Annotated in this window: 22 protein-coding genes and 2 pseudogenes; 15 read left to right on the top strand and 9 right to left on the bottom strand. The window is 60.5% G+C overall.

The annotated features are described in order from the left end of the window. Positions 1-19: 19 nt before the first annotated feature. Entirely contained in the window at positions 20-463 is a 444-nt protein-coding gene (locus tag AXW79_RS19120; RefSeq protein WP_005321254.1) for a PTS sugar transporter subunit IIA, read from the bottom strand. A gap of 252 nt (positions 464-715) precedes the next feature. Between AXW79_RS19120 and AXW79_RS19115 the strand changes: the two genes are divergently transcribed. From AXW79_RS19115 to AXW79_RS19105, 4 genes and pseudogenes are all read left to right on the top strand, one after another. Next, complete coding sequence (locus AXW79_RS19115; RefSeq protein ID WP_005321252.1) at positions 716-1,738, top strand: LacI family DNA-binding transcriptional regulator; 1,023 nt, start codon at positions 716-718, stop codon at positions 1,736-1,738. A gap of 32 nt (positions 1,739-1,770) precedes the next feature. After that, positions 1,771-2,742: pseudogene (gene acuI, locus AXW79_RS19110) on the top strand (acrylyl-CoA reductase (NADPH)). A gap of 74 nt (positions 2,743-2,816) precedes the next feature. After that, positions 2,817-2,939 carry a hypothetical protein gene (locus tag AXW79_RS24010; protein WP_005321250.1) on the top strand — a complete coding sequence of 41 codons (123 nt, stop codon included), beginning with the start codon at positions 2,817-2,819 and terminating at the stop codon, positions 2,937-2,939. Positions 2,940-3,076: 137 nt separating this feature from the next. Continuing rightward, positions 3,077-3,400 (top strand): DUF2799 domain-containing protein, encoded by a 324-nt coding sequence (locus tag AXW79_RS19105; protein ID WP_005321247.1) that lies wholly within the window; start codon positions 3,077-3,079, stop codon positions 3,398-3,400. A 27-nt stretch (positions 3,401-3,427) separates the two neighbouring features. On the opposite strand, the gene AXW79_RS23365 is transcribed toward AXW79_RS19105, so the two are convergent. Together AXW79_RS23365 and AXW79_RS19100 are read right to left on the bottom strand one after the other, a co-directional pair. Continuing rightward, positions 3,428-3,592, bottom strand: coding sequence for a hypothetical protein (locus tag AXW79_RS23365; protein ID WP_005321246.1), 165 nt, complete (start codon positions 3,590-3,592; stop codon positions 3,428-3,430). A 105-nt stretch (positions 3,593-3,697) separates the two neighbouring features. Continuing rightward, positions 3,698-4,132, bottom strand: coding sequence for a flagellar basal body-associated FliL family protein (locus tag AXW79_RS19100; protein WP_005321244.1), 435 nt, complete (start codon positions 4,130-4,132; stop codon positions 3,698-3,700). Positions 4,133-4,277: 145 nt separating this feature from the next. Here AXW79_RS19100 and AXW79_RS19095 point away from each other — a divergent pair, with 145 nt between their 5' ends. Beyond that, positions 4,278-4,814 (top strand): chorismate--pyruvate lyase family protein, encoded by a 537-nt coding sequence (locus AXW79_RS19095; RefSeq protein WP_011899230.1) that lies wholly within the window; start codon positions 4,278-4,280, stop codon positions 4,812-4,814. Then, entirely contained in the window at positions 4,811-5,680 is an 870-nt protein-coding gene (ubiA, locus tag AXW79_RS19090; RefSeq protein WP_005321240.1) for a 4-hydroxybenzoate octaprenyltransferase, read from the top strand. Before AXW79_RS19095 ends, ubiA begins: the two co-directional genes overlap by 4 nt. 58 nt (positions 5,681-5,738) lie before the next feature. Here the strand turns inward: ubiA and plsB are convergent, their stop codons facing one another. Beyond that, the gene (gene plsB / locus AXW79_RS19085; protein ID WP_005321239.1) at positions 5,739-8,162 is read right to left on the bottom strand and encodes a glycerol-3-phosphate 1-O-acyltransferase PlsB; all 2,424 of its coding nucleotides are present in this window, start codon (positions 8,160-8,162) and stop codon (positions 5,739-5,741) included. Between the two features lie 204 nt (positions 8,163-8,366). Between plsB and lexA the strand changes: the two genes are divergently transcribed. The 4 genes and pseudogenes from lexA to AXW79_RS19065 all read left to right on the top strand — a co-directional run bounded on the left by lexA (position 8,367) and on the right by AXW79_RS19065 (position 11,529). Next, complete coding sequence (lexA, locus tag AXW79_RS19080; protein WP_005321237.1) at positions 8,367-8,990, top strand: transcriptional repressor LexA; 624 nt, start codon at positions 8,367-8,369, stop codon at positions 8,988-8,990. Positions 8,991-9,442: 452 nt separating this feature from the next. Further along, positions 9,443-9,730 carry a hypothetical protein gene (locus tag AXW79_RS19075; RefSeq protein ID WP_005321232.1) on the top strand — a complete coding sequence of 96 codons (288 nt, stop codon included), beginning with the start codon at positions 9,443-9,445 and terminating at the stop codon, positions 9,728-9,730. A gap of 209 nt (positions 9,731-9,939) precedes the next feature. Beyond that, a complete protein-coding gene (locus AXW79_RS19070) occupies positions 9,940-10,566 on the top strand; it encodes an SCO family protein (protein WP_005321230.1) in 627 nt (208 codons plus the stop codon). A 22-nt stretch (positions 10,567-10,588) separates the two neighbouring features. After that, positions 10,589-11,529 (top strand): annotated as a pseudogene (locus AXW79_RS19065) (MATE family efflux transporter). On the opposite strand, the gene trmL reads toward AXW79_RS19065, so the two are convergent. The 3 genes from trmL to AXW79_RS19050 form a co-directional block, all read right to left on the bottom strand. Further along, complete coding sequence (gene trmL, locus AXW79_RS19060; protein WP_005321220.1) at positions 11,511-11,975, bottom strand: tRNA (uridine(34)/cytosine(34)/5-carboxymethylaminomethyluridine(34)-2'-O)-methyltransferase TrmL; 465 nt, start codon at positions 11,973-11,975, stop codon at positions 11,511-11,513. The pseudogene AXW79_RS19065 and the gene trmL overlap by 19 nt on opposite strands. An 81-nt stretch (positions 11,976-12,056) precedes the next feature. Then, the gene (locus AXW79_RS19055) at positions 12,057-13,412 is read right to left on the bottom strand and encodes an ATP-binding protein (protein WP_005321218.1); all 1,356 of its coding nucleotides are present in this window, start codon (positions 13,410-13,412) and stop codon (positions 12,057-12,059) included. Further along, positions 13,409-14,104 carry a response regulator gene (locus tag AXW79_RS19050; RefSeq protein ID WP_005321216.1) on the bottom strand — a complete coding sequence of 232 codons (696 nt, stop codon included), beginning with the start codon at positions 14,102-14,104 and terminating at the stop codon, positions 13,409-13,411. The genes AXW79_RS19055 and AXW79_RS19050 overlap by 4 nt, the downstream gene beginning before the upstream one ends. Positions 14,105-14,190: 86 nt before the next feature. Between AXW79_RS19050 and fieF the strand changes: the two genes are divergently transcribed. The 4 genes from fieF (at position 14,191) to AXW79_RS23245 (ending at position 17,643) form a co-directional block, all read left to right on the top strand. Next, positions 14,191-15,102, top strand: a complete 912-nt coding sequence (gene fieF, locus AXW79_RS19045) for a cation efflux pump FieF (RefSeq protein ID WP_005321213.1) — start codon at positions 14,191-14,193, stop codon at positions 15,100-15,102. 8 nt (positions 15,103-15,110) lie between these two features. Continuing rightward, a complete protein-coding gene (gene cysE, locus AXW79_RS19040; RefSeq protein ID WP_011899226.1) occupies positions 15,111-15,890 on the top strand; it encodes a serine O-acetyltransferase in 780 nt (259 codons plus the stop codon). Positions 15,891-15,911: 21 nt separating this feature from the next. Further along, positions 15,912-17,174: a hypothetical protein gene (locus AXW79_RS19035; protein ID WP_005321209.1), complete on the top strand. Its 1,263-nt coding sequence runs from the start codon at positions 15,912-15,914 to the stop codon at positions 17,172-17,174. A gap of 259 nt (positions 17,175-17,433) precedes the next feature. After that, on the top strand, positions 17,434-17,643 hold the full coding sequence (locus AXW79_RS23245) for a cell division protein ZapB (protein WP_011899225.1): 210 nt from the start codon (positions 17,434-17,436) through the stop codon (positions 17,641-17,643). A gap of 71 nt (positions 17,644-17,714) precedes the next feature. On the opposite strand, the gene elbB is transcribed toward AXW79_RS23245, so the two are convergent. Beyond that, positions 17,715-18,365, bottom strand: a complete 651-nt coding sequence (gene elbB / locus AXW79_RS19025; RefSeq protein ID WP_005321205.1) for an isoprenoid biosynthesis glyoxalase ElbB — start codon at positions 18,363-18,365, stop codon at positions 17,715-17,717. Between the two features lie 400 nt (positions 18,366-18,765). Here elbB and polA point away from each other — a divergent pair, with 400 nt between their 5' ends. Further along, positions 18,766-21,522, top strand: coding sequence for a DNA polymerase I (gene polA / locus AXW79_RS19015; RefSeq protein WP_005321200.1), 2,757 nt, complete (start codon positions 18,766-18,768; stop codon positions 21,520-21,522). Positions 21,523-21,606: 84 nt separating this feature from the next. Here the strand turns inward: polA and AXW79_RS19010 are convergent, their stop codons facing one another. Continuing rightward, complete coding sequence (locus tag AXW79_RS19010) at positions 21,607-22,146, bottom strand: gamma carbonic anhydrase family protein (RefSeq protein ID WP_005321199.1); 540 nt, start codon at positions 22,144-22,146, stop codon at positions 21,607-21,609. Positions 22,147-22,221 lie beyond the last annotated feature (75 nt).

Genomic DNA, 22,221 nt, shown 5'->3' with positions numbered 1-22,221 from the left:
GTCGGGCGCAGGGCGCCGCTCAGTAGCGCGCCAGAATGCGCAAAATGTCGTCTTTGGTGTCGGCTGCCATGATGGCCGCCACGTCCTCTTCGTTCATGAACAGTTCGGCCAGCTGGGCGATGGTCTCCACGTGGGAGTTGCTGTCGCTGGCGGCCAGGGTGACGAGCAGCCGGATCGGGTCATTGCCCTCGGAGCCGAAATTGACTCCGGTTTTCAGCACTGTCAGCCCAAGGCCGAGACGATTGACGCCATCTTCCGGGCGGGCGTGGGGCATGGCCAGGCCCGGGCCCAGCACATAGTAGGGACCGAGCTCCTCGTGGGAGCGAAACAGCGCCGCCACATAGGAAGGCTCTATGGTGCCGTTGGCCAGCAGGGGAGCGGTGGCGAGCTCGATGGCATGACGCCAGTCGCGGGCTCCCGTTTCGATGGAAATGACCTCTTCGGTCAGCAGTTGAGTCAGCATGGCAATGATCCGGCTGGATGAGATGGCGCCAATCTAGCGATCTTGCCCCACGATAACTGTGAGCCTGATCTCGAAAGTTAGCCCTACCAGATAGCGCTAACATGGAATTGTGATAGCGCTATCATTTATGCCATGAGTGGGATTCATCTTGCCCCGTTACTCGCTCAAAGGGGGTAAAATCCGGTTTGAGCAAATAGTCAGTGCCGCACTTTTGCCTTAAAGTGAGCACCCGTATGTCGAGGAAGGGAAGGGATGTCAGAAGCGAAGAAGCGCCGTAGCACGGGTCGGGTGACCCTCAACGATGTGGCCCAGCTGGCCGGAGTGGGTGCCATGACGGTGTCCCGTGCCCTGCGCACCCCCGAGCTGGTGTCAGACAAGATGCGCGAGCGCATCGATGCCGCCGTGGATGAACTCGGCTACATTCCCAACCGGGCGGCGGGCGCGCTCGCCTCCGCGACGTCCCAGACCATAGTGGTGATAGTGCCCAGCCTGACCGAGCGCGGTTGCGGCGACGTGATCGCCGGGCTGCAGCAGACCCTGCTCGATGAGGGCTACCAGATAATGTTGGGGGATGCCCAGCACCTGAAGCAGCAGGAAGAGAGCCTGCTGACCAGCTTTTTGCAGCATAACCCGGCTGCTGTTGTGCTGTTTGGTGGCGATCCCGGCGAGACCATACGTGCTCGCCTGAAGGCATCCCGCCTGCCGGTGGTGGAGGTGGGAGCCATGGCGCGCAACCCTGTCGACATGAATGTAGGGGTCTCCAACTTCGATGCCGGTTATCAGCTGACCCGTCATCTCATCGAGCGCGGCTATCGCAACATCGGCTTTCTTTGTGCCCGCCAGGAACAGTGGATGCTGCAACAGCGCATGCAGGGCTGGCAGAAGGCACTGCTGGACAACTACCTCTCCCCCGATGCCATCATCAACACCTCTGAGCTGCCGAGTTTCAGCACAGGGGCCGCCATGCTGGGGGAATTTTTGTTGCGCTGGCCCGAGCTGGATGCACTGGTGTGCGTCAACGACGAGCTGGCGGCGGGGGTGCTGTTCGAGTGCCAGCGTCGTCACCTGAGCGTGCCTGGCAAGCTCGCCATCGCCGGATTCGACGATCTGGATGTGGCGCGCGCCTGCTATCCGGCGCTCACTTCGGTCCGGATCCCCTATCGCAAAATGGGGCAGGAGGCGGCCGAGCTTATCTTGCGCCAGCTGGCTGGCGAACCTGTCATGGGCACGGCCCTGACCCTGGATTTTCAACTGCAGAAGCGTAAAAGCAGTTGATCCCCGTTTCACACATCATCAAAGAGGCAACCATGTTCAAGGCTCTGTTACTGGAAAATCAAGACGGCAAGACTGCTGCGACTCTGACCCGGCTGGCCGAGAGCCAGTTGCCGGCAGGCGAGGTGCGGGTGGCGGTGAGCTACAGCTCCCTCAACTACAAGGATGGGCTGGCCATCACCGGCAAGGGCAAGATAGTGCGTCAGTGGCCGCTGGTGCCCGGCATCGATTTTGCCGGCACAGTGCTGGAATCGGCCGATAGCCGCTATCAGGTCGGCGACAAAGTCGTGCTGACCGGTTGGGGTGTGGGGGAAGGACACTGGGGCGGCATGGCCGAGCAGGCAAGGGTCAAGGCCGACTGGCTGGTGCCGCTGCCCGCCGGGCTGGATGAGCGCCAGGCCATGTGCATCGGTACCGCCGGTCTCACCGCCATGTGGGGCTGGAGGAGGCGGGCATCACCCCCGACAGCGGCGAAATTCTGGTGACGGGCGCCGCGGGTGGCGTGGGTTCCACCGCAGTGGCCCTGCTGGCCGCACTGGGTTATCAAGTCGCGGCCCTGACCGGTCGCCCCGAGGAGCAGGGGGAGATGCTGATAGCGCTTGGTGCCAGCCGCATAGTGCCGCGCGGTGAGCTGCTGGAGCCTGCCAAGCCGCTGGAGAAGCAGCTGTGGGCCGGGGCGGTCGATACTGTCGGCAGTCAGGTGCTGGCCAAGCTGCTGGCCCAGATGAACTATGGTGGTGCCGTGGCCGCCTGCGGGCTGGCTGGCGGTTTCGATCTGCCGGCCACTGTCATGCCTTTCATCCTGCGCAACGTGCGGTTGCAAGGTGTCGACATCTGTGATGTGCCCGCTGGCGCGCCGCCAGTTGGCGTGGCAGCGACTGGCGCGGGATCTGCCCGCCCGCTTCTTCGAACAGGCGGTGACCGAGATAGCACTGGAGCAGGTGCTGGCGGCTGCCGAAGCCATTACGCAAGGCCGGATCGCGGGTCGCACCCTGGTCAAACTTTGATCCTGCCTTGACTGGCGAGCCCCATTTTTCTGGATAGACTTTGAGGGCGGGTGCACTATCCAAGGAGAATGAGCATGGGTGGACACAAGCCGGATTACGATCTCGATGATGAATGGGAACCGGAATCCTGGGAAGAAGAGCTGGATGAATGGGAAGACGAGAGCTGGCTGGATGATGACCCTCTCGACGATCAGTAATCCACGCATTGAGAGAGCAGGCGGGCCTTGGGGCCCGCCTGATTTTTTTGTGCGGCTCACAGGAATGGGGATGATCCCTTGGTCGCCGACATCAGGCTGACTAGAATGAACTGCCCAAACGACACTCAAGGATGACTATGAGACTCACCATCATTGCCCTGCTGGGAGGCTGTGCCTCCAACGATGATCCGTGCGAGAAGGTATGGAGCGATGTGGGGGAGGCCGATGGCAAGCTGGGCTTCACCACGGAACGGGTCGCGTTTCACCAGGACCTGTGTGGCAAGAAGGTGGATGTCGAGCTATGGAAGCAGGGACGCCAGAAGGGACTGGCCTGGTATTGCCGGCCTGAACACCTCTATCTGGCCGGGCGTTCCGGCAGTGAATACCGTGGTGTTTGCCCCAATGACGGGCAGGCGCGCAGATTGTTCGAGCAGGGGCGCCAGGGCTGGACTGATCAATAGCCGGTCACGTGGTGGGGATGCGCAGTCTTACTCCTCTTTCAACCGCAGCGGCTGACACAGATAGCTTTTGTCATTGGCGCTTCGAGCACACTTGCCACAGACAAACTTGGGTTTGCGCACGATTTTGCGCAGTGTCTTGAGATCGGTGGGGATCTCGCTGCGGCGCCATTCACACAGGGTTTTGTTGCCCATAACGACTACCTCGACAACTCGGTGGGGGCCTAGTGTAATCACTTTTCATTTCGAAAACAGCGACAGGGCCACCTTGGCGTGGCCCTCGCTTAAGGCTTGTATCTGTTACTGGTAGAGGAACTTGGTGAAGATGAGCTCGCGTACCGCCTTCTTGCCGGTTTCTTTCACCAGCAGCTCGTTGACCTGGGTCAGGCACTCCTTGCGCAGCTCCTCGCGGTTCACCAGGGACTTGATCTGATCGGCGGTCTTGCTGCCCATCAGACGTATGATGGCGTCGCGGATCAGGGGGTCGTGCTGCTCCAGCAGCTTGAGGTCGCCCTCGTTTTCAGCCATCAGCTCGACCGTGACCCGGATATAGCCGAGGGTTTTGCCATCGCTCAGGTAGTTGGTGATGATGTCGGGATCGAGAGCATGGTAGGAAAAGCCCGGCTTGGCAGCCGCTTCGGCGCCCTCTGCCGGGGGCTCCTCTTCGGACGAGGCCTGCACATGCAGGGAGCCACAGCTCAGTAATAACAGCAGCAGAATTTTGAAGATCTTCATATAGATGGCTCATCAGCGGCAGGTACCCCATTTTTGATGTTGCCATCGGGGCCGTCAAGCACGGATGTTCTTACAATTCTCGAATGATTTACGGATAATAAACCGGATTTTAACCTGATAACGTAAATCTCCGGATGGTGAAGCCGTGAAGTCCGAGTTGACTGTTCCCCTTATCCAGCTAGCGCCGTGGCGGGTTCCCGCAGATTGCGAGCTGCCCGAGGCATTGCGGCCCTGGTTGCTGGAGGCCGATTCCATGACCCGGCGTCTGCGTCACCACAATCGCCACTTCTCGGTGCAGCTGCTGGGCAATCGCAGTGTCACCCTCTGCGCCGATGAACAGCAGCTGGTGGCCGCCGAGCAACCCATGGGTCTGTGCCGCGAGGTGATACTGCACGGTGATCGGGGGCCGGCTGTGCTGGGGTGGACCCTGTTTGCCGAAGCCGCCCTGCAAGAGAGCGGGCTGCGCGAGCTGGGTGAGCAGCCCTTGGGCGAGCGTATTTTCGGTGACGAGCCTGCCCGCCGCGATCACCTGCAACTGGCCTGTTTCGAGATTGCGAGCAATCCCTGGTGCCCGGCCGCCACCGTCTGGGGACGTCGTTCCCGTCTGTTTCTGGGGCAATGGCCACTGTTGGTCCATGAACTCTTCTTGCCCTCTCTGTCATGCAACAAGGAGCTGGAGTGAATCTGTTAACCAAGGAGCGGGGACTGGCCTATGTGCAGCTGGCCCGCATCGACAAGCCTATCGGGACCCTGCTGCTGCTGTGGCCGACCCTGTGGGCGCTCTGGCTGGCGGCCGGCGGCCTGCCGGATCTCTGGACCCTGCTGGTGTTTGTGGTGGGCGTGTTTCTGATGCGCTCGGCCGGTTGTGTCATCAACGACTATGCGGATCGCAACTTCGATGGCCATGTGAAACGTACCGCCGGTCGGCCACTGCCCATGGGCAAGGTCAAGCCGCGGGAGGTGCTGGCGCTGTTTGCCGTACTGGCGCTCATCTCGTTCGCGCTGGTGCTGACCATGAACTCCCTCACCATAGCGTTGTCGTTCGCGGCCTTGCTGCTGGCAGTCTGCTACCCCTTCATGAAGCGCTATATTCCGATCCCGCAACTGGTGCTCGGCATGGCCTTCTCCTGGTCTATCCCCATGGCCTATGCGGCTCAGGCCAACGCCTTGCCGCTGGTGGCCTGGCTGGTATTCCTCGCCAATCTGCTGTGGACCATCGCCTACGACACCCAGTACGCCATGGTGGACAGGGATGATGACCTCAAGCTCGGCTTGAAATCGAGCGCGATTCTGTTTGGTCGCCACGACAAGCGGATCATCGGCGTGTTGCAGCTGGCCACCCTGCTGATCCTGCTGGCGGTAGGCCAGTTGATGGGGCTGGGGGCTTGGTATTACTGGGGGCTGTTGGGGGCTGCGGCCCTGTTTGTCTACCAGCAGCGGCTGATCCGGGAGCGGCAGCGGGAGGCCTGCTTCCAGGCGTTTCTCAACAACAACTATGCGGGGGCGCTGGTATTCATCGGTCTGGTGCTCAACTACCTGTTGCCGTGACGCATGTCAGGATAAAAAGAAGGCCGCATGATGCGGCCTGCTTTGTTTCCGGTCTCTGTCAGAGCCGGTTGCCCGCCTGTATGGTGCGGCGGATCTTGTTGCTCAGCAGCGGCACTATGTTGTCGGCCAGCGCCTGGAAGCGGCCCAGATCCGGTTTGCCCTCGGGAGAGAGGTAGCCCTCCTTGCGCAGGGTGTGGATCAGGGTGCTGAACAGCTTCTGGTCGAAGAACTCGGGAGCATTGATGCCGTGCAGGGTGCCGAGGCGCTCCGCCATCATCAGGCCGTCCGCCTCCAGCTGCTCCGCCTCGACATAGGGCTGGGCCAGCACCCGGGTCAACACTATGGCGTAGCGTTGCAGCGTCTCCTGGATGCTCTCGGCCAGTAGCAGCAGGCGCATCTGGTTGCCAGGATTGACCCAGAAGCCGCCATCCCGTGCCTCGACCAGTTGCTGGCGTTGCAGTTCGGCCAGCAGGGCATCGACCAGCTCCGGCAGCTCATCCTCTTCGTAGTGGAGGAACAGCTCCGTCTTGAGCAGCGGATAGATGTCGATGCAGCGGGCGACGATCTCGCCGCGGGATATCCCTTCGCAACGTTCGATCAGCGCGGCCACCAGGGATGGCAATGCAAACAGGTGCAGTATGTTGTTGCGGTAGTAGGTCAGCAGGATCGCCTGATAGCGGTCCAGGCTGATGATCTGGCCCAGCTTGTCCTCGCTCACCTCGAACTTGTTGAGCTCCATCGCCTGATCCAGCAGTGTCTTGGCATCCTCAGCCGGGATTGTGCTCTGGGGGCTGTAGGGCACCTGCTTGAGCAGGTCCAGATAGGTGTTGAGCTGTGCCTGCAGTTCATCGCGAGTCAGGGCGTGGCGTTCGGCGGCCAGCAGTGCCAGCGCGCTCAGGGTCAGGCCATTGACGGCGGCGGCAGCGTTGATGCGGGTCATCAGCAGCTCGGCCAGCCGGGTGACTGTGGGTGCCATCCACTCTGGGCGCTCCTCCTGACCTATGTGGTCCTTCCACTCGGGCACATGTTCATTGAGGTAGCTGTTGAGGGTCAGGGGTTCGCCGAAGTTGACGAAGCCGCGGCCATAGTTGCGCAGCTTGCGCAGTATGCCGAGCACCTGCAGGAAGCTCTCTTTCTCCTTGCGGCTGCCCTTGAGCTCGTTGTGATAGGTGTTCACCTCCATCACATGCTCGTAGCCCAGATAGACGGGCACCAGGGTCACGGGTCTGTCCAGCCCTCGCATCATGGCCTGCAGTGTCATTGCCAGCATGCCGGTTTTGGGTGGCAGCAGACGACCGGTGCGGGAGCGCCCACCCTCGGTAAAGAACTCCACCGAATAGCCCTTGGCAAACAGCAGGTTGAGGTATTCGCGAAATACAGTGCTGTAGAGCGGGTTGCCCTTGAAGGTGCGGCGGATGAAGAAGGCGCCGCCATGACGGAAGATGGGGCCCGCCGGCCAGAAGTTGAGGTTGATGCCCGCCGCTATGTGGGGCGGCACCATCCCCTGGTGGTAGATGACGTAGGAGAGCAGCAGGTAGTCCATGTGGCTGCGATGGCAGGGCATATAGACGATCTCGTGCCCTTCTTGCGCCAGCTGGCGTACCTTCTCGGCACCGTTGACCGAGAGGCCGCGATAGAGCTTGTTCCACAGCCAGCCGAGGAAGCTTTCACTGAGGCGGATCAGCCGGTAGGAGAAATCGGAGGCGATCTCGTCCATGTAACCGTGGGCGCGCTTTTGCGCTTTCTCCAGGCTGATGCCCTCGCGCTGCGCCTCCTCTTCTATGGCCTGCTGGATCACGCTGGAGTCCAGCAACTGCCTGAACAGCAGGTTGCGGTTCGGCAGCTTGGGGCCGGTGGCTGCCAGCTGCTGGCGGCTGAAGTGGGTGCGGGCCACCCGCGCCAGCTTGTGGGCGATAGCCTCGTCGGTGCCGTGCTTGTCCGCCATTTGACGCAGGGAGAGCGGCGGAGAGAAGCGCACCAGGTTCTCGCGGCCCTTGAGGATCACGATCAGCGCCTTCTTGAGGCGGTTCGGTGCCAGACTGCTGATGATGTTCCAGCCGGAGGCCTCTTCCCCTTCCCGGCCGGGGGCGCGACCCCAGAACAGGGTGACGGGCACCACCTGGATATCCAGTGCCGGATCCTGCTTGTGCAGATCCAGCAGCTGGTGGAACTCCTGCAAGAAAGGCAGCGGTTTGCTGCGCTTGCCGAACAGGGGAGGCGGGCGGTCCAGACAGACATAGCGCGGCAGCAACTGACCGTTCAGCTCCAGCGGGGTGAAGGGACCGGGCAGGCCGAGATCCTCGCAGCACTGTTGCAGTGTCATCAGGTCGGTGATCGAGCTGGTTTTCAGGGCATAGACTATGGGTCTGGCTGGATCCAGCTTGAGCTCTGTGATGGGATTTTCCGGCAGGCTCTTGTGATTGACCAAGCCACTGACCGGCCATTGCAAGATGGCTCTGGAAATCTTCTGTCCAAGGGACATGTGCGTCTGCTCTCCAAAAAAATGCGGCGTGAGCATAACAAATCACCGGCGGCTTGTCGCCGAGAGGTACGATGAGTCGGCTGCGCAGCCGTAAAACCATGGCAAATAAGGGGTTGGCCGCGACAAATGTCAGCCGCGCCTTGCCTTGGCCACTGCACTGTATATACTGCCAGTGTGCTGTATAAAAAAACAGGTGCCAATGTTATGAAACCCCTTACCCCACGCCAGGCCGAAGTGCTGGAATTGATCAAGGTGAATATGAGCGAGACCGGCATGCCGCCGACTCGTGCCGAGATTGCCCAGAAGCTTGGTTTCAAGTCGGCCAATGCGGCCGAAGAACATCTGAAGGCCCTGGCCAAAAAAGGGGTCATCGAGATCATGCCGGGGACCTCTCGTGGCATCCGCCTGCTGATTGAAGAGGAAGCTGTGCTGGAAGAGACCGGCCTGCCTCTGATCGGCAAGGTCGCGGCCGGTGAACCCATACTGGCTCAGGAGCATATCGAGAGCCACTATCAGGTGGATCCCGCCCTGTTCCATCCGCGGGCAGATTTCCTGCTGCGGGTGCAAGGCATGAGCATGAAGAACATCGGCATCCTGGATGGCGACCTGCTGGCTGTCCACAAAACCCAGGAAGTGCGCAATGGCCAGGTGGTGGTAGCACGTCTCGACGAAGACGTCACCGTCAAGCGCTTCCAGCGCAAGGGCAGCCAGGTGTGGCTGCTGCCTGAAAATGAAGAACTTGAACCCATCGCCGTTGATCTCTCCTGCCAGCAGCTCACCATAGAGGGACTGGCCGTCGGCGTGATCCGCAACGCCGACTGGATGTAACAGCACGGCCTCCCTCGGGAGGCCGTCTCGCTTCTGTACCCCTTTCCCCATGATTTCAACCAGATCCTGATACCCGTGATTTTTGTCTGTCGCGCCCGTCCGCATCCGGCTCATTTCAGATATATCCTTGGCTAAGGCAGTCACTTGCTTGATCTGCCCCGAATGCTCGACAAGACGATCCTCTCCCACTTGGCAGGTGGCAGGAATCAAGGTCAGCAGGGATGCATAACAACAGCCTCAGGCGGCGCGTCGGACAGCAAGGGCGCTACCAGCCCAGTTGATGGAGGCGTTCGCGGGATAGAAGGGAGGGTGGCCAGCATTGCACCGGCGGCATCTGCCGTCTGGAGGATAAAGGCACACCTGCGCAGTCGACACGCGGCAGTCATCGATCTGGCCACCCAAGGGGGCTGTCGATGCCGACCGGCGTGACCTGTTGGTCAAGGAGGACAGGTATGGCTTCAAGCTCGCCATGGGATCCGGGTCTGGCATCGCCCGCTTCTTCCATCACCCGTTTCATCAAGGGTAACCGGATGACCCGCTTCTATGCTCTCTGGGTACATCACAAGGGTGCCTGCTGGACTGTCTGGCTTGGCTGCCCCAAAGACAAGATAGTCCGCCTGGTGCGGCTGTTTCACCGTCATAGCGACACGGGACAAACGGATCTTCCCTGGACGGCTCCCGTCATACCGCTGCGTGCCCTGACAAAGCGCGCCCATGAGCGGCGCAGACAACAACCCTGATCTTTCCTGCCCCTTGTCTCACAGCCCCACCTTGATGGTGGGGCTGTTGTTTTATGACCCCGGCCGGCTGACCAGTGGTGATGGGAGCCTCTTTTGACCCAAGCTGCATCCGGTGCAAGGGATAACCCGGAGCGCGATGGGCTGGGTTACAATGGGCCATCCATTCGTGCCCACTCTGCGGGCATGTCGCAGTGAAAAGGTCTGTTGTTATGGTTAAACCGCGTTATCCCTTGCTGTTCCTGCTGCTGGTCGGGGGCATGATGGCTGCATTCCACTGGAGCCGGCCCTCCCTGCCCGAGCAGGCCGACTATTATCCGGCGGGGCGGGACATCAATCCGTTTGCCTTCACCGACGAGGAGGGGCAGCCCTTCGTTCCAGCCAGTCTGGTGGGGCACTGGACCTTTCTGTTTGTCGGCTATACCTTCTGCCCGGATATCTGCCCGACCACGCTGGCGGATCTGCGCTCCGTCTATCCGGCGCTGAAGAAGATTGCACCGGACAGCCAGGTGGTGTTCATTTCGGCGGATCCGCAGCGCGATGACATCACTCGCCTCAAGACCTATACCGCTTTCTTCCATCCAGAGTTCAAGGCGGCAACCGGCCCCCACGAGAAGTTGTTCCCGTTTGTGCGAAACCTGGGCCTCATCTACTCCATTGCCGAACAGGGAGAGAAGGATTACCTGATCGACCACTCCGCCTCCATAGTGCTGATCAATCCGGAAGGCAAGCTGGAAGCCGTGTTCCGTCCCCAGATGAGCGAGGGGCGAGTACCCCACGTGGTCATGGAAACCCTGGTCTCCGATTTCGCCAAAATCGTGCGACTGGAGGGCGAATGATGCCGGATGAGTGGCTGCTCTCATGCTGATCCCTCCCTGGTTGACAGACAGGCTGCGCCATGGGGCCGTGTTTGCCCTGGCATTGCCCATGGTGCTCTCCAATATCACTACCCCATTGCTGGGGCTGGTGGATACCTGGGTGATAGGCCAGCTCGGTCAGGCCTGGTTTTTGGGAGGCGTCTCGGTCGGGGCGACCCTCATCAATCTCATCTTCTGGCTGCTCGGCTTCCTGCGCATGTCCAGCCCGAGGTGTGGCAGGGGGCCGGGCAACGTTGGCGTCAGTGGCCCGCGCTGTTGAGATTGCTCAGCCTGAATCGGGATATCTTCATCCGCTCCCTCTGCCTGCAGCTCTGCTTTGCCTTCATGACCTTGCAGGGGGCGCGTTTGGGGGATGTGGCAGTGGCCGCCAATGCGGTGCTGCTCAACTTTCTGATGCTCATCTCCTACGGGATGGATGGCTTTGCCTATGCGGTGGAGGCCATGGTGGGCCGCGCCATCGGCCGGCGGGATCGGCAGGGGCTGCGCGAAGCCATTGTCTTGAACCTTGGCTGGGCGCTGATCATAGCGATTGGTTTCAGCCTGCTGTTTGCGGCGGTCGGCAGTCAGCTCATCGCCCATATTACCGACATACCGGCGGTGATCGACGAGGCAAACCGCCAGTTGCCCTGGCTGATCCTGATGCCGTTACTGGCGGTCTGGTGCTTCCTGCTGGATGGGGTCTTCATAGGCGCTACCCGTGCCCGGGAGATGCGTAACAGCATGCTGGTAGCGGCGTTTTGCGGCTTCTTCCCGGTCTGGTGGCTCTGTCAGGGCTGGGGCGTTGCCGCCTTGTGGGCCGCTATGGGCGCCCTGATGGCGGGCCGAGGTCTGACGCTGGGGTATCTGTGCTGGCAATTGGAACGTGATGGCCGCCTGTTGCATTCACCCCATGGGGTGAGTCAGGCTCAGAGCGAGCCCTCATAACCCAGCTGGCGCCAGCTCTCGTACACGAATACCGCGACCGCATTGGAGAGATTCATGCTGCGGCTCTGGGGCAACATGGGGATGCGCAGCCGCTGTTCGAACGGCAGGCTCTCTATGATCTCCAGTGGCAGACCTCGGCTCTCCGGGCCGAACAGCAGGGCATCACCGGGCGCGAACTGCGCTGCAGAATGGGCGGTACTGCCCTTGGTGGTGCAGGCAAACACCCGCTCGGGAGCAACGGCAGCCAGAAATGCCTCATAGCTCGGCCAGCGTTTCACCTCGGCAAACTCGTGATAATCGAGCCCGGCCCGCTTCACCCGCTTGTCATCCCACTCGAACCCCAGCGGTTCTATCAGATGCAGCCGGTAGCCTGTGTTGGCGCAGAGGCGGATGATGTTGCCGGTGTTGGGCGGGATTTCCGGTTGGTAGAGCACGATATCGAGCATGGCGGGATCCTGATGCGGGCCGAGATGGGGCGGAAAAGGGCGCCAGCATACCCAGCGCCCGCCTGGATGAAAAGAGATGGCTCAGCCAATAGGCAGACGTATGGTGATAGTCAGCCCGGTTGGTTGATTGCAACTGGCGCGAATGGTGCCGCCATGGCGCTGGATTGCCTCCGAGGCGATGGCCAGCCCCAGCCCGGTGCCGCCGGTCTTGGCGTTGCGGGCATCATCCACCCGAAAGAAGGGCAGGAACAGCTGCTCCTGTTGCGCCACCGGCACACCCGGGCCGTCATCACGGATGGTGATGACCCACTCTCTTCCTTCCCGATACCAATCCAGTTTGATGAACTTGTGAGCGTACTTGAGTGCGTTGCGCAGGGGATTTTCCAGCGCCCGTGCCAGCAGCTCGGGCCACATCCTGATCGACTCGGTCGGCAGTGGCGGCAGCCGGAGTTGCTTGCCGCTCTGGTTGGCTTCGAACATGGCGTCGTCCAGCATGGGCTCCAGCAGTTCGGCCAACGGCATCACCACTGGTGCCTCCACATGCTGCTGTACCCGTGACAGGTCGAGCAGGTCGCCTATCAGCTTGTCCAGCCGCCCAATCTCCGACTCTATCCGTGCCAGCTCGTTGCTGTCGCCCTGCTTGCGGCGGATCAGCGCCTGCGCCAGCTGGATACGGGTGAGGGGGCTGCGCAGCTCGTGGGATATGTCGGACAGCAGCTGTTTCTGCTTCTGGATCATGCTCTTGAGCGTGTCGACCATGTGGCTGACGTGATCCGCCAGCTGGCCGATCTCGTCACGTCGCCCCAGATTGGGGATCTGTACTTCCAGGTTGCCCTCCGCCAACTGGGAGACTGATCGCTGCAACTGCAGTATGGGACGGGTCAGTCGCCAGGCCAGCAACAGGCAGAGTGGTGTACTGACCAGCATGGCGATCCCCAGGATCTGGATCGGGTGATCCAGGATCTGGATAAACAGGAACAGATAGGAGTTTTCGACATTGAGGCCGAAGTAGACGTGATAGGTCTGACCGTGGTGCTCCATCTCGAAGGGACCGGCGATGGCCCTCTGGTGCTCGCTGCCCAGCATGGGCTTGGCAGGGTTGTCCGAGTCGACCATGAAGCGGACGACGAACTTGCTGAGCCGCGTGCTGGATTGCATCTGGCCCTTCTCGTCGCGCAGGTAGATATTGTCCACCGGCAACAGACCCGCCGCCTCTATGGCCTTGGCCAGATCGAAATCCTGATTGGGGTCGGCACCCCGCTGCAGGGCTTTCAGGTTGTTGTTCATCCGCACCATCTCGTGGGCGGGTAACGGAATTATGTTGCGGGGATCCAGGGTCGGCAGTATCACGACAGCGGCGACCACGACCAGCAGCATGAACCAGAACCAGAGGAAGATCTGGGTGGAGAGGCCATTGAAGGTGCGGGCCGTGTTCATGCTTGTTCCAGCCACAGATAGCCGCGTCCGCGCACCGTCTTGAAGCGGGGCTGGCCATCGGTGCGCTCCGGCAGCTTCTTGCGCAGGTTGCTCAGGTGCATGTCGATGGCGCGATCGAAGGGTTCCAGTTTCTTGCCGAGCACCAGCTCCGAGAGCTGGCTCTTGCTGACGATCTGGCCGGGATTGCGCAGCAGACACTCCAGCAGCCCGAACTCGGTGGCGGTGAGCTCCAGCAGTTGTTCGCCGCTGCTGGCTTGCTGCAAGCCCGGCTGCAGAACCAGATCCATGAAGCGGATCTCTTCGGAAGTACCGCCACGCTGGGGTTGCGCACTCTGGGTCCGGCGCAGTATGGCGCGGATCCGGGCCAGCAACTCTCTGTCATCAAAGGGTTTGGCAAGGTAATCATCGGCGCCCGCCTCCAGCCCGTTGACCCTGTCCTGGCTGTCGCCCCGCGCAGTCAGCATCAGCACCGGGGTGTCGTGGGTCTCACGCAGCTTTGCCAGCATGGCGAAGCCGTTGAGCCTGGGCATCATCACGTCAAGCAGCACCAGGTTGAAGTCCTGCTCGGCCAGCCGCAGCAACCCCTCTTCGCCATCCTCGGCGACAGTCACCTGGAAGCCTTCCAGGGTCAGAATTTCGGTGAGCAGCTGAGTCAGCTCGAGATCGTCGTCGACCAGGAGTATTTTGTGCATCTAGGGTCATTCCGCTGATTTTTCGCGCCAAAGTGACGCAGGGGTCAGGGTATAATAGATTTTTAACCGCAAGAGGAAAGCCGGTTTTGAGCCATCAACAATATTCCCGCTGGGTGACGCTGGCCAGCATGGCCGCCGTTACCACTGCCACCCTGCTGATCACCGGCAAGCTGATCGCCTGGCTCATGACCGACTCCTCAAGTCTGCTGGCGTCGCTCACCGACTCCTTCATGGATGTCAGTGCCTCCATCATCAACCTGCTGGCCATTCGCTATGCGCTGGCACCGGCCGATGATGAGCACCGTTTTGGCCACGGCAAGGCGGAATCGCTGGCGGGTCTCATTCAGTCCGCTTTTATCTCTGGGTCGGCCCTGCTGCTGGTGATGCATGGCATCTCCTCCCTGCTCAATCAGGCCCCCATTCTGCGACTCGAAGCGGGTATCTGGGTCAGCGGCGGCTCCATAGTGCTGACCTTGCTGCTGGTCAGCTTCCAGGGTTTTGTCATCCGCAAGACCAACAGCGTGGCCATCAAGGCCGACATGATGCACTACCGCTCCGATCTGTTGCTCAATGCCGGCGTCTTGCTGGCGCTGGTACTGGCGGGGCGGGGCTGGTTCTGGGCCGATGGCCTGTTTGCCATCCTGATCGGTCTGTTCCTGCTGTGGGGCGCCATCCATATCGGCTATGAGTCTGTGCAGGCGCTGCTCGATCGTCAGTTGCCAGCCGAAGAACAAGCGAGAATAATGGCCCTCTGCTGTGAAGTCGAAGGTGTCCACGGGGTGCATGATCTGCGTACCCGCCAATCCGGTCCGACCCGTTTCGTTCAGTTGCATCTGGAACTGGACGATCAGCTCCCTCTGGTCAAGGCCCATCAGATTGCCGATGAAGCCGAACTGGCGGTGCGTCAGGAATTTGAACGCATGGATGTCATCATTCATATGGACCCCATCTCTGTGGTGCACAAGGAACAGCAAGGCACTCCATCAGAACAACAGTAGGCTGCAACATGGATGATCTGGTTGCCAGAACCTGGCAAAAAATTGAGCGAGAAGCGGCATGCATGGCGACCGAAGAGCCCATGCTGGCCAGCTTCTTTCACTCCACGATTCTCAATCACAAGAACCTGCGTTCGGCTCTCAGCTTCCAGCTGGCCAACAAGCTCGACAGCGCCACCATGCCAGCCATCGCCCTGCGTGAGGTGATCGAGCTGGCCCTGCGCAGCGAGCCCGAGTTGCTGGCAATGGTGGCGGCAGATATCTGCGCCGTGCAGGAGCGCGACCCGGCGGTCGATCTCTTCTCCACCCCGCTGCTCTACCTCAAGGGTTTCCATGCCCTGCAGGGGTATAGGGTTGCCAACTGGCTGTGGCGCCAGGGTCGTCGCTCGCTGGCGCTCTACCTGCAAAACCAGATTTCGGTGGTATTCGGGGTCGACGTGCACCCGGCTGCACGGATCGGCAAGGGCATCATGTTTGACCATGCCACCGGTATAGTGGTCGGTGAAACCGCTGTGATTGAAGACGATGTCTCCATCCTGCAGAGCGTGACCCTGGGAGGGACCGGCAAGGAGAGCGGCGATCGCCATCCCAAGATCCGCGAAGGGGTCATGATAGGGGCGGGCGCCAAGGTGCTCGGCAATATAGAGGTGGGGATGGGCGCCAAGATAGGTGCCGGCAGCGTGGTGATCAACCCTGTGCCGCCGCACACCACTGTCGCCGGCGTACCGGCCAAGATAGTGGGCCGCCCGGAGTGCGACAAGCCTTCGCTGGATATGGATCAGTGTCTCTGATCCCCTGACCGAGACGATTCGATGGCCAAGCGCTGGTCAGGTTACCTGATCCTGGGGATGTGGCTGCTCAACCTGCTGCACCTCTATCTGGGATTCTCCCCCTGGCCGGCGGCCATCGCCGCCTGGGGGGCATCGCTCCTCACCTGGCCCTGGCTGGTGGGGGCTGCCAGACGACAGGCCCTTGCCCTGTATGGCGCAGCCCTTTTGCTGCTGATCTTCTCATGGTGGCGGGGGGCCAGTCTCAATCCGGGCGACTGGCTGTTGCCCAACATCAATATGCTCACCATGTTTGCCGCCGTGAGCACCCTCAATCTTGCAACGTCCGGCCTGCTGACCGGTACTGCCTCCTGGTCTGGTCGCAAGGGGCTGTGGAGCACCATGGCCAGCCTCAATCTGCTGGGATCCGTCATCAACCTCTCTGTGTTGTTCATTATCGGCGATCGGCTGGAACGTAACGGCACCCTGGAGCGGCGTCAGGTGATGGTGCTGAGCCGGATCTTCTGTGCCGCCGCCTTCTGGTCCCCCTTCTTCGTCGCCATGGCGGTGGCGCTCACCTATGCCCCCGGTCTGCAACTGTCGAGCATACTGCCATTTGGCGTGGTCGCCGCGCTGCTGGCGATGGGACTGACCGCCTGGCAGGTGGAGCGACTCGGCGTACAGGATTTTGCCGGCTATCCGCTGCGACTGCAGACCCTGGGGCTGCTGGTGCTGCTGATCAAACAGATTTGGCCAGCGCTTGGCATTCTGGCTGTGATCGCCCTGGTGGCACCGCTGCTGGCGCTGCTGTTCATGCCCAGAGCCGGGCGAGGCGCCGCCCTCAAGCGGCAGGTGGTGGAGCGTTTCCCTGCCATCGGTGGCCAGCTGGTGCTGTTTCTGGGGGCCGGTTTGCTGGCAGCCGGGATCAACAGCGCTCTGTCTGTGCTCGAGCTTGGCGGTGAGCACGGGCTGCCACTCTTCAACCACTTCGGCTGGCTCGAGTCATCCCTGACGCTGCTGTTGATCCTGCTGGTGGCCATCGTCGGTGTGCATCCGCTCATCAGCATCTCCGGGCTGGCGCCGCTGTTGTGGCCCTTGTCACCGGATCCCAGCCTGCTCGGCATGTGCTTTTTGCTGGGGTGGGGGCTTGCGACCGGGACCAGCCCGCTCTCCGGCTCCAACCTGGCATTGGCATCGCGCTACAACCTGAGTGCGGGGATGATCCTGCGCTGGAACCTGCTCTATGGCCTGCTGATGTACGGGGTCGCCTGCTTGCTGTTGGGGGCTTATGTGGCGCGGCACGGATGAAGGCATAACTGGGGGGAAGTGCCCGGCAACATGCCCGTGGTGACTGGATTGGCAGGGTGTTGCCTGCTGGTTATGAGGCTCTTGTATCTGCCAGGGCGCAGGATGCGAGAAAAATAGACGCATATTTAGACAATACATCTATGGAAGGCGCATTTTACAGCGCGCTGGCTTGTTTGTGCCGATGTGCTCGGGGTATGCTGGCTTTACGCGCTTGAATCGCCCTCTGTGGGGCATCGCAATTGAACATACAGGTATGCATATGTCACTAGAAGTCCTTGAGCAACTCGAATCCAAAGTACAATCCGCCGTCGACAACATCTCCCTGCTGAAGATGGAGCTGGACGAACTGAAAGAGCAAAACAGCAAGCTGCAAGACGAGAACCATCTGTTGCGCAACGAGCACGTGGCATGGCAGGAGCGTCTGCGTGCCCTGCTGGGCAAGATGGAGCAGATGGGCGAATCCATCTAACCGGCAGCCAGCTGCAAGATTGAAAACGGGCCGCTCCATGAGCGGCCCGTTTGTTTTTGGCGGAGTGGGGATTACAGCGCCAGCAGCTGCTTGACCGTCTTCTCTATGCCATCTGCCGCTTCCACAATGTTGTTGGCCAGCATGTAGGCGGGGGTGGAGATCACCTTGCGCTCCTGATCCACCACGAACTCGTTGACCGGGCAGTTGAGATGGCTGCCCCCCATAGCCTCCATGGCATTGGCGGTGCCTTCGTCATGGCCAATGGTCGCCAGAGTGCCGGCGCCATAGATGAGCGGTATCATGGCGGGCGCGATGCAGATATAGGCTGCCGGCTTATTGGCATTGGCAAAGCTCTGGCAGGCTTTGAGGACATCCGGCTGAATTTGGCACTCGGCTCCCTTGATGGCGAAGTCGCACAGGTTCTTGGCGGCACCAAAGCCGCCGGGCACCAGCAACGCGTCGTAATCGGCCGCATCCAGCTCTGCCACATCCCTGATCTGGCCGCGACAGATGCGAGCGGCTTCAACCAGCACGTTGCGGCTTTCCCCCTCGCTCACGTCACCGGTCAGGTGGTTGATAACATGGAGCTGCGCCACGTTCGGAGCGAAGCATTGGGTAGTCGCACCCTGGCGGGCCAGCGCCAGCAAACTGATGACGGCCTCATGGATTTCGGCACCATCAAAGACGCCACAACCACTCAAAATCACGGCCACTTTTTTCATGGCAAACCCCTCGTTGTTGAAAATGTGAGCCAGGATAGATTGTTGTACTTTTGTATGGTTATCGTTCGCCATCCGCTGGTCAAGTCATCCCGCTGTGCTAGGATTGTTTCGTTTTCGATCCTGCCGTATCTACTCCCTTAAATCTTTTTCCACATTGATCGAGATCATCTCAACCGTCTCAAGATCAGTTTTTACGATCTCATCGTATTGTTTTATATGTACTTTTATATTGTTATGCACAGCTTTGTCACTGTGGTCCGTAGTGAGCCCCATTTTTGAACACAGAGTTATCCACAGCGTGCCCCTTTTCAATGGCCTGTTGATGGTGGTGCTAGCCCCCTTGGTGTGAAGGGGGCCCTGTGGCATCCTAGCGGCTGTTTATCTCTGGCAGGACGATTTCATGGCCCCTAGCAATCCCCTTATTCTGGTCGACGGCTCTTCTTATCTTTACCGCGCCTTCTTCGCCTCCCAGCAGGCCGATCTGCGCACATCGACCGGTTTGCCGAGCGGTGCCGTCCGTGTCATGGCCAACATGATGCGCAGCCTGCGCAAGCAATACCCTGACTGCCATGTGGCCGTGGTGTTCGACGCCAAGGGCAAGACTTTCCGTGACGACATCTATCCCGAGTACAAGGCGACCCGTGCCAGCATGCCGGACGATCTGCGCAGCCAGGTTGCCCCAATCCATCAGATGATCAAGGCGATGGGCTTCCCCTTTTTGATGGTCGAAGGAGTCGAGGCGGACGATGTGATCGGCACGCTTGCCCGCCAGGCCACCGAGAAGCAGCTGCCTGTGCTGATCAGTACCGGCGACAAGGACATGGCGCAGCTGGTCTCCGACCATGTCACCCTGATCGACACCATGAAAGATGTGAAGACAGACAGGGAAGGGGTGATTGAGAAGTTTGGCGTGCCGCCCGAGCTCATCATCGACTATCTGGCCCTGATGGGGGACAAGGTAGACAACATCCCCGGCATGACGGGTGTCGGCGAGAAGACAGCGCTGGCCCTGCTGCAGGGGATCGGCAGCATAGACGAGATTGCAGCCAACCTCGACAAGGTGGCGGCCCTCGGTTTTCGCGGTTCCAAGGCGTTCGCCGACAAGTTCCGTGAGCAGGAGGAGCAGGTTCGCCTTTCCTATGTACTGGCGACCATCAAGACCGATGTCGAGCTGGAACAGAGTCTGGAAGAGCTGCAGCTTGGCCCCATCGACAAGGAGTCACTGCTGGCAGTCTACCGTGAATACGAGCTGCGCAACCTGATCAAGGAACTGGAGTCAGGTGGCGAAGAAAGTGCCGGACAGGAAGAGGCTGGCGATGACAGCGCTGCACCGGTTGCCGCCATCGAAACCGACTACCGCTGCATTCTGGACGAAGCCGAGTTTGACGGCTGGCTGGAACAGCTGAAAGTGGCACCGCTGTTTGCCTTCGATACCGAAACCACCAGTCTCGACTACATGGAGGCGCGCATCGTCGGCGTTTCTTTCGCCGTCGAAGCGGGCAAGGCGGCCTATGTGCCGTTCGGTCACGACTATCTCGGGGCGCCGGTGCAGCTGACCGAGGCCGTAGTGCTGGGCAAGCTCAAGCCGTTGCTGGAAGATCCGACCCGTCTCAAGGTGGGTCAGAACCTCAAGTACGATCGCAACGTGTTGCTCAACCACGACATCGACCTGCAGGGTATCGCCTACGACACCATGCTCGAGTCCTACGTGCTCAACTCCACCGCCAGTCGTCACGACATGGATTCGCTGGCCAAACGCTATCTCGGGGTCGAAACCACCTCTTTTGAAGATATAGCGGGCAAAGGGGTCAAGCAGCTCACCTTCAACCAGATTGAGCTGGAGCAGGCAGCCCCCTATGCGGCGGAAGATGCGGATATCACCCTGCGTCTGCACCAGACCCTGTGGGGCCAACTGGAAGCCGTGCCTGGCCTGTGCCAGGTATTCAGCGAAATCGAGCTGCCGCTGCTGCCGGTACTGGCGCGGATGGAATTGCTCGGGACCACCATAGATCCCAAGCTGCTGCATCAGCAGAGCCAGGAGATAGAGCTGCGTCTGGCCGAACTGGAGCGTCAGGCCCATGAGCTGGCCGGGCAGGAGTTCAACCTCTCCTCGCCCAAGCAGCTGGGGGAGATCCTCTTCACCAAGCTGGGTCTGCCGATCATCAAGAAGACCCCAAAAGGTGCACCATCCACCGCGGAAGAGGTGCTGGCCGAACTGGCCGAGACCTACGAGCTCCCGCGCCTGCTGATGGAGCACCGCACCCTGGCCAAGCTCAAGTCCACCTATACCGACAAGCTGCCGCTGATGATCAAGCCCCAGACAGGGCGGGTACACACCTCCTATCATCAGGCGGTGGCGGCCACCGGCCGTTTGTCCTCCTCTGATCCCAACCTGCAAAACATTCCGGTGCGCAACGAGCAGGGTCGCCGGATCCGGCAGGCCTTCATCCCGAGCGCCGGTTACAAGCTGGTGGCGGCAGACTACTCCCAGATCGAGCTGCGCATCATGGCGCACCTCTCCGGTGACAAGGGGCTGCTGACCGCGTTTGCCGAGGGCAAGGACATCCACAAGGCGACGGCCGCCGAGGTGTTCGGGGTCGCGCTCGATGCGGTGACCACCGATATGCGTCGCAGTGCCAAGGCGATCAACTTCGGCCTCATTTATGGCATGAGCGCCTTTGGCCTGGCCAAACAGCTGGGGATCGGTCGCGCCGAGGCGCAGAAGTACATGGACCTCTACTTCGAACGCTACCCGGGTGTGCTGGAGTATATGGAGCGTACCCGCCAGCAGGCGGAAGCGCAGGGCTATGTCGAGACCCTGTTCGGCCGTCGTCTCTATCTGCCGGATATCAAGTCCCGCAACGCCGGTCTGCGCAAGGGTGCCGAGCGGGCGGCGATCAACGCCCCCATGCAGGGGACGGCCGCCGACATCATCAAGCGCGCCATGATCAACGTAGATGGCTGGATCCGCGGCATCGAGGATGAGTCGATCCGCATGCTGATGCAGGTACACGATGAACTGGTGTTCGAGATCCGCGAAGAGAAGCTGGAAGAGTACACTGCCATCATCAAGGAGAAGATGTCGGCCGCTGCCGAACTGCATGTACCCCTGCTGGTCGAAGCGGGTACGGGCGACAACTGGGATCAGGCCCATTAACTTTCGGCACTCTTTTGCTATATAGATAGCTATATAAGAAGAGAAGCCCGGCATCATGCCGGGCTTCCTGTTTGTGGGGTCTGCTCAAACCTCTTGCAGATACTCGTCCTTGAGCAGGACATAGTTGTCGGCCGAGGTCTTGAGAAATACGACCTCGGCAGGTTTGAGCGGGCGGACCTGCTTGACGGGGTTGCCCATATAGAGGAATCCGGATTCGAGTCGCTTGCCTGGTGGCACCAGACTGCCGGCCCCGATCATCACGTCATCTTCCACCACAACCCCATCCAGGATGATGGCTCCCATGCCGACCAGCACCCGGTCGCCTATGGTGCAGCCGTGCAGCATGGCCTTGTGGCCGATCGTCACATCCTCTCCGATCAACAGCGGATAGCCGTCAGGGTTGCTGGCGCTCTTGCGGGTAAGGTGCAACACGGTGCCGTCCTGAATATTGCTGCGGGCACCGATGCGGATATGATTCACATCCCCCCGCGCCGCCACCATGGGCCAGATGCTGGCATCCTCCGCCAGATCTATATCCCCCACCAGAGTCGCGCAGGGATCCACATATACTCGTTTACCCAGTTGTGGGCGTTTTCCTTTGTAAGGTCTCAGTCGCAAGTCCATCTTGGCCTCCTTGTTTTTGGCCATTCTAGCAATCCGGAACCCGTTTCTGTGGATAAGTTTGTACAAAAGCTGTGG

It is taken from the genome of Aeromonas salmonicida subsp. salmonicida, assembly GCF_001643305.1.
Lineage (GTDB): Bacteria > Pseudomonadota > Gammaproteobacteria > Enterobacterales > Aeromonadaceae > Aeromonas > Aeromonas salmonicida.
The sequence above is the reverse complement of the archived record's forward strand: the minus strand, read 5'-3'. Positions and strand labels throughout refer to the sequence as shown.

Coding starts and splice junctions, on each gene's coding strand:
- AXW79_RS19120 (WP_005321254.1), bottom strand. CDS start 463: ATGCTGACTCAACTGCTGACCGAAGAGGTCATTTCCATCGAAACGGGA.
- AXW79_RS19115 (WP_005321252.1), top strand. CDS start 716: ATGTCAGAAGCGAAGAAGCGCCGTAGCACGGGTCGGGTGACCCTCAAC.
- AXW79_RS24010 (WP_005321250.1), top strand. CDS start 2,817: ATGGGTGGACACAAGCCGGATTACGATCTCGATGATGAATGGGAACCG.
- AXW79_RS19105 (WP_005321247.1), top strand. CDS start 3,077: ATGAGACTCACCATCATTGCCCTGCTGGGAGGCTGTGCCTCCAACGAT.
- AXW79_RS23365 (WP_005321246.1), bottom strand. CDS start 3,592: ATGGGCAACAAAACCCTGTGTGAATGGCGCCGCAGCGAGATCCCCACC.
- AXW79_RS19100 (WP_005321244.1), bottom strand. CDS start 4,132: ATGAAGATCTTCAAAATTCTGCTGCTGTTATTACTGAGCTGTGGCTCC.
- plsB (WP_005321239.1), bottom strand. CDS start 8,162: ATGTCCCTTGGACAGAAGATTTCCAGAGCCATCTTGCAATGGCCGGTC.
- lexA (WP_005321237.1), top strand. CDS start 8,367: ATGAAACCCCTTACCCCACGCCAGGCCGAAGTGCTGGAATTGATCAAG.
- AXW79_RS19075 (WP_005321232.1), top strand. CDS start 9,443: ATGGCTTCAAGCTCGCCATGGGATCCGGGTCTGGCATCGCCCGCTTCT.
- AXW79_RS19070 (WP_005321230.1), top strand. CDS start 9,940: ATGGTTAAACCGCGTTATCCCTTGCTGTTCCTGCTGCTGGTCGGGGGC.
- trmL (WP_005321220.1), bottom strand. CDS start 11,975: ATGCTCGATATCGTGCTCTACCAACCGGAAATCCCGCCCAACACCGGC.
- AXW79_RS19055 (WP_005321218.1), bottom strand. CDS start 13,412: ATGAACACGGCCCGCACCTTCAATGGCCTCTCCACCCAGATCTTCCTC.
- AXW79_RS19050 (WP_005321216.1), bottom strand. CDS start 14,104: ATGCACAAAATACTCCTGGTCGACGACGATCTCGAGCTGACTCAGCTG.
- cysE (WP_011899226.1), top strand. CDS start 15,111: ATGGATGATCTGGTTGCCAGAACCTGGCAAAAAATTGAGCGAGAAGCG.
- AXW79_RS19035 (WP_005321209.1), top strand. CDS start 15,912: ATGGCCAAGCGCTGGTCAGGTTACCTGATCCTGGGGATGTGGCTGCTC.
- AXW79_RS23245 (WP_011899225.1), top strand. CDS start 17,434: ATGTCACTAGAAGTCCTTGAGCAACTCGAATCCAAAGTACAATCCGCC.
- elbB (WP_005321205.1), bottom strand. CDS start 18,365: ATGAAAAAAGTGGCCGTGATTTTGAGTGGTTGTGGCGTCTTTGATGGT.
- polA (WP_005321200.1), top strand. CDS start 18,766: ATGGCCCCTAGCAATCCCCTTATTCTGGTCGACGGCTCTTCTTATCTT.
- AXW79_RS19010 (WP_005321199.1), bottom strand. CDS start 22,146: ATGGACTTGCGACTGAGACCTTACAAAGGAAAACGCCCACAACTGGGT.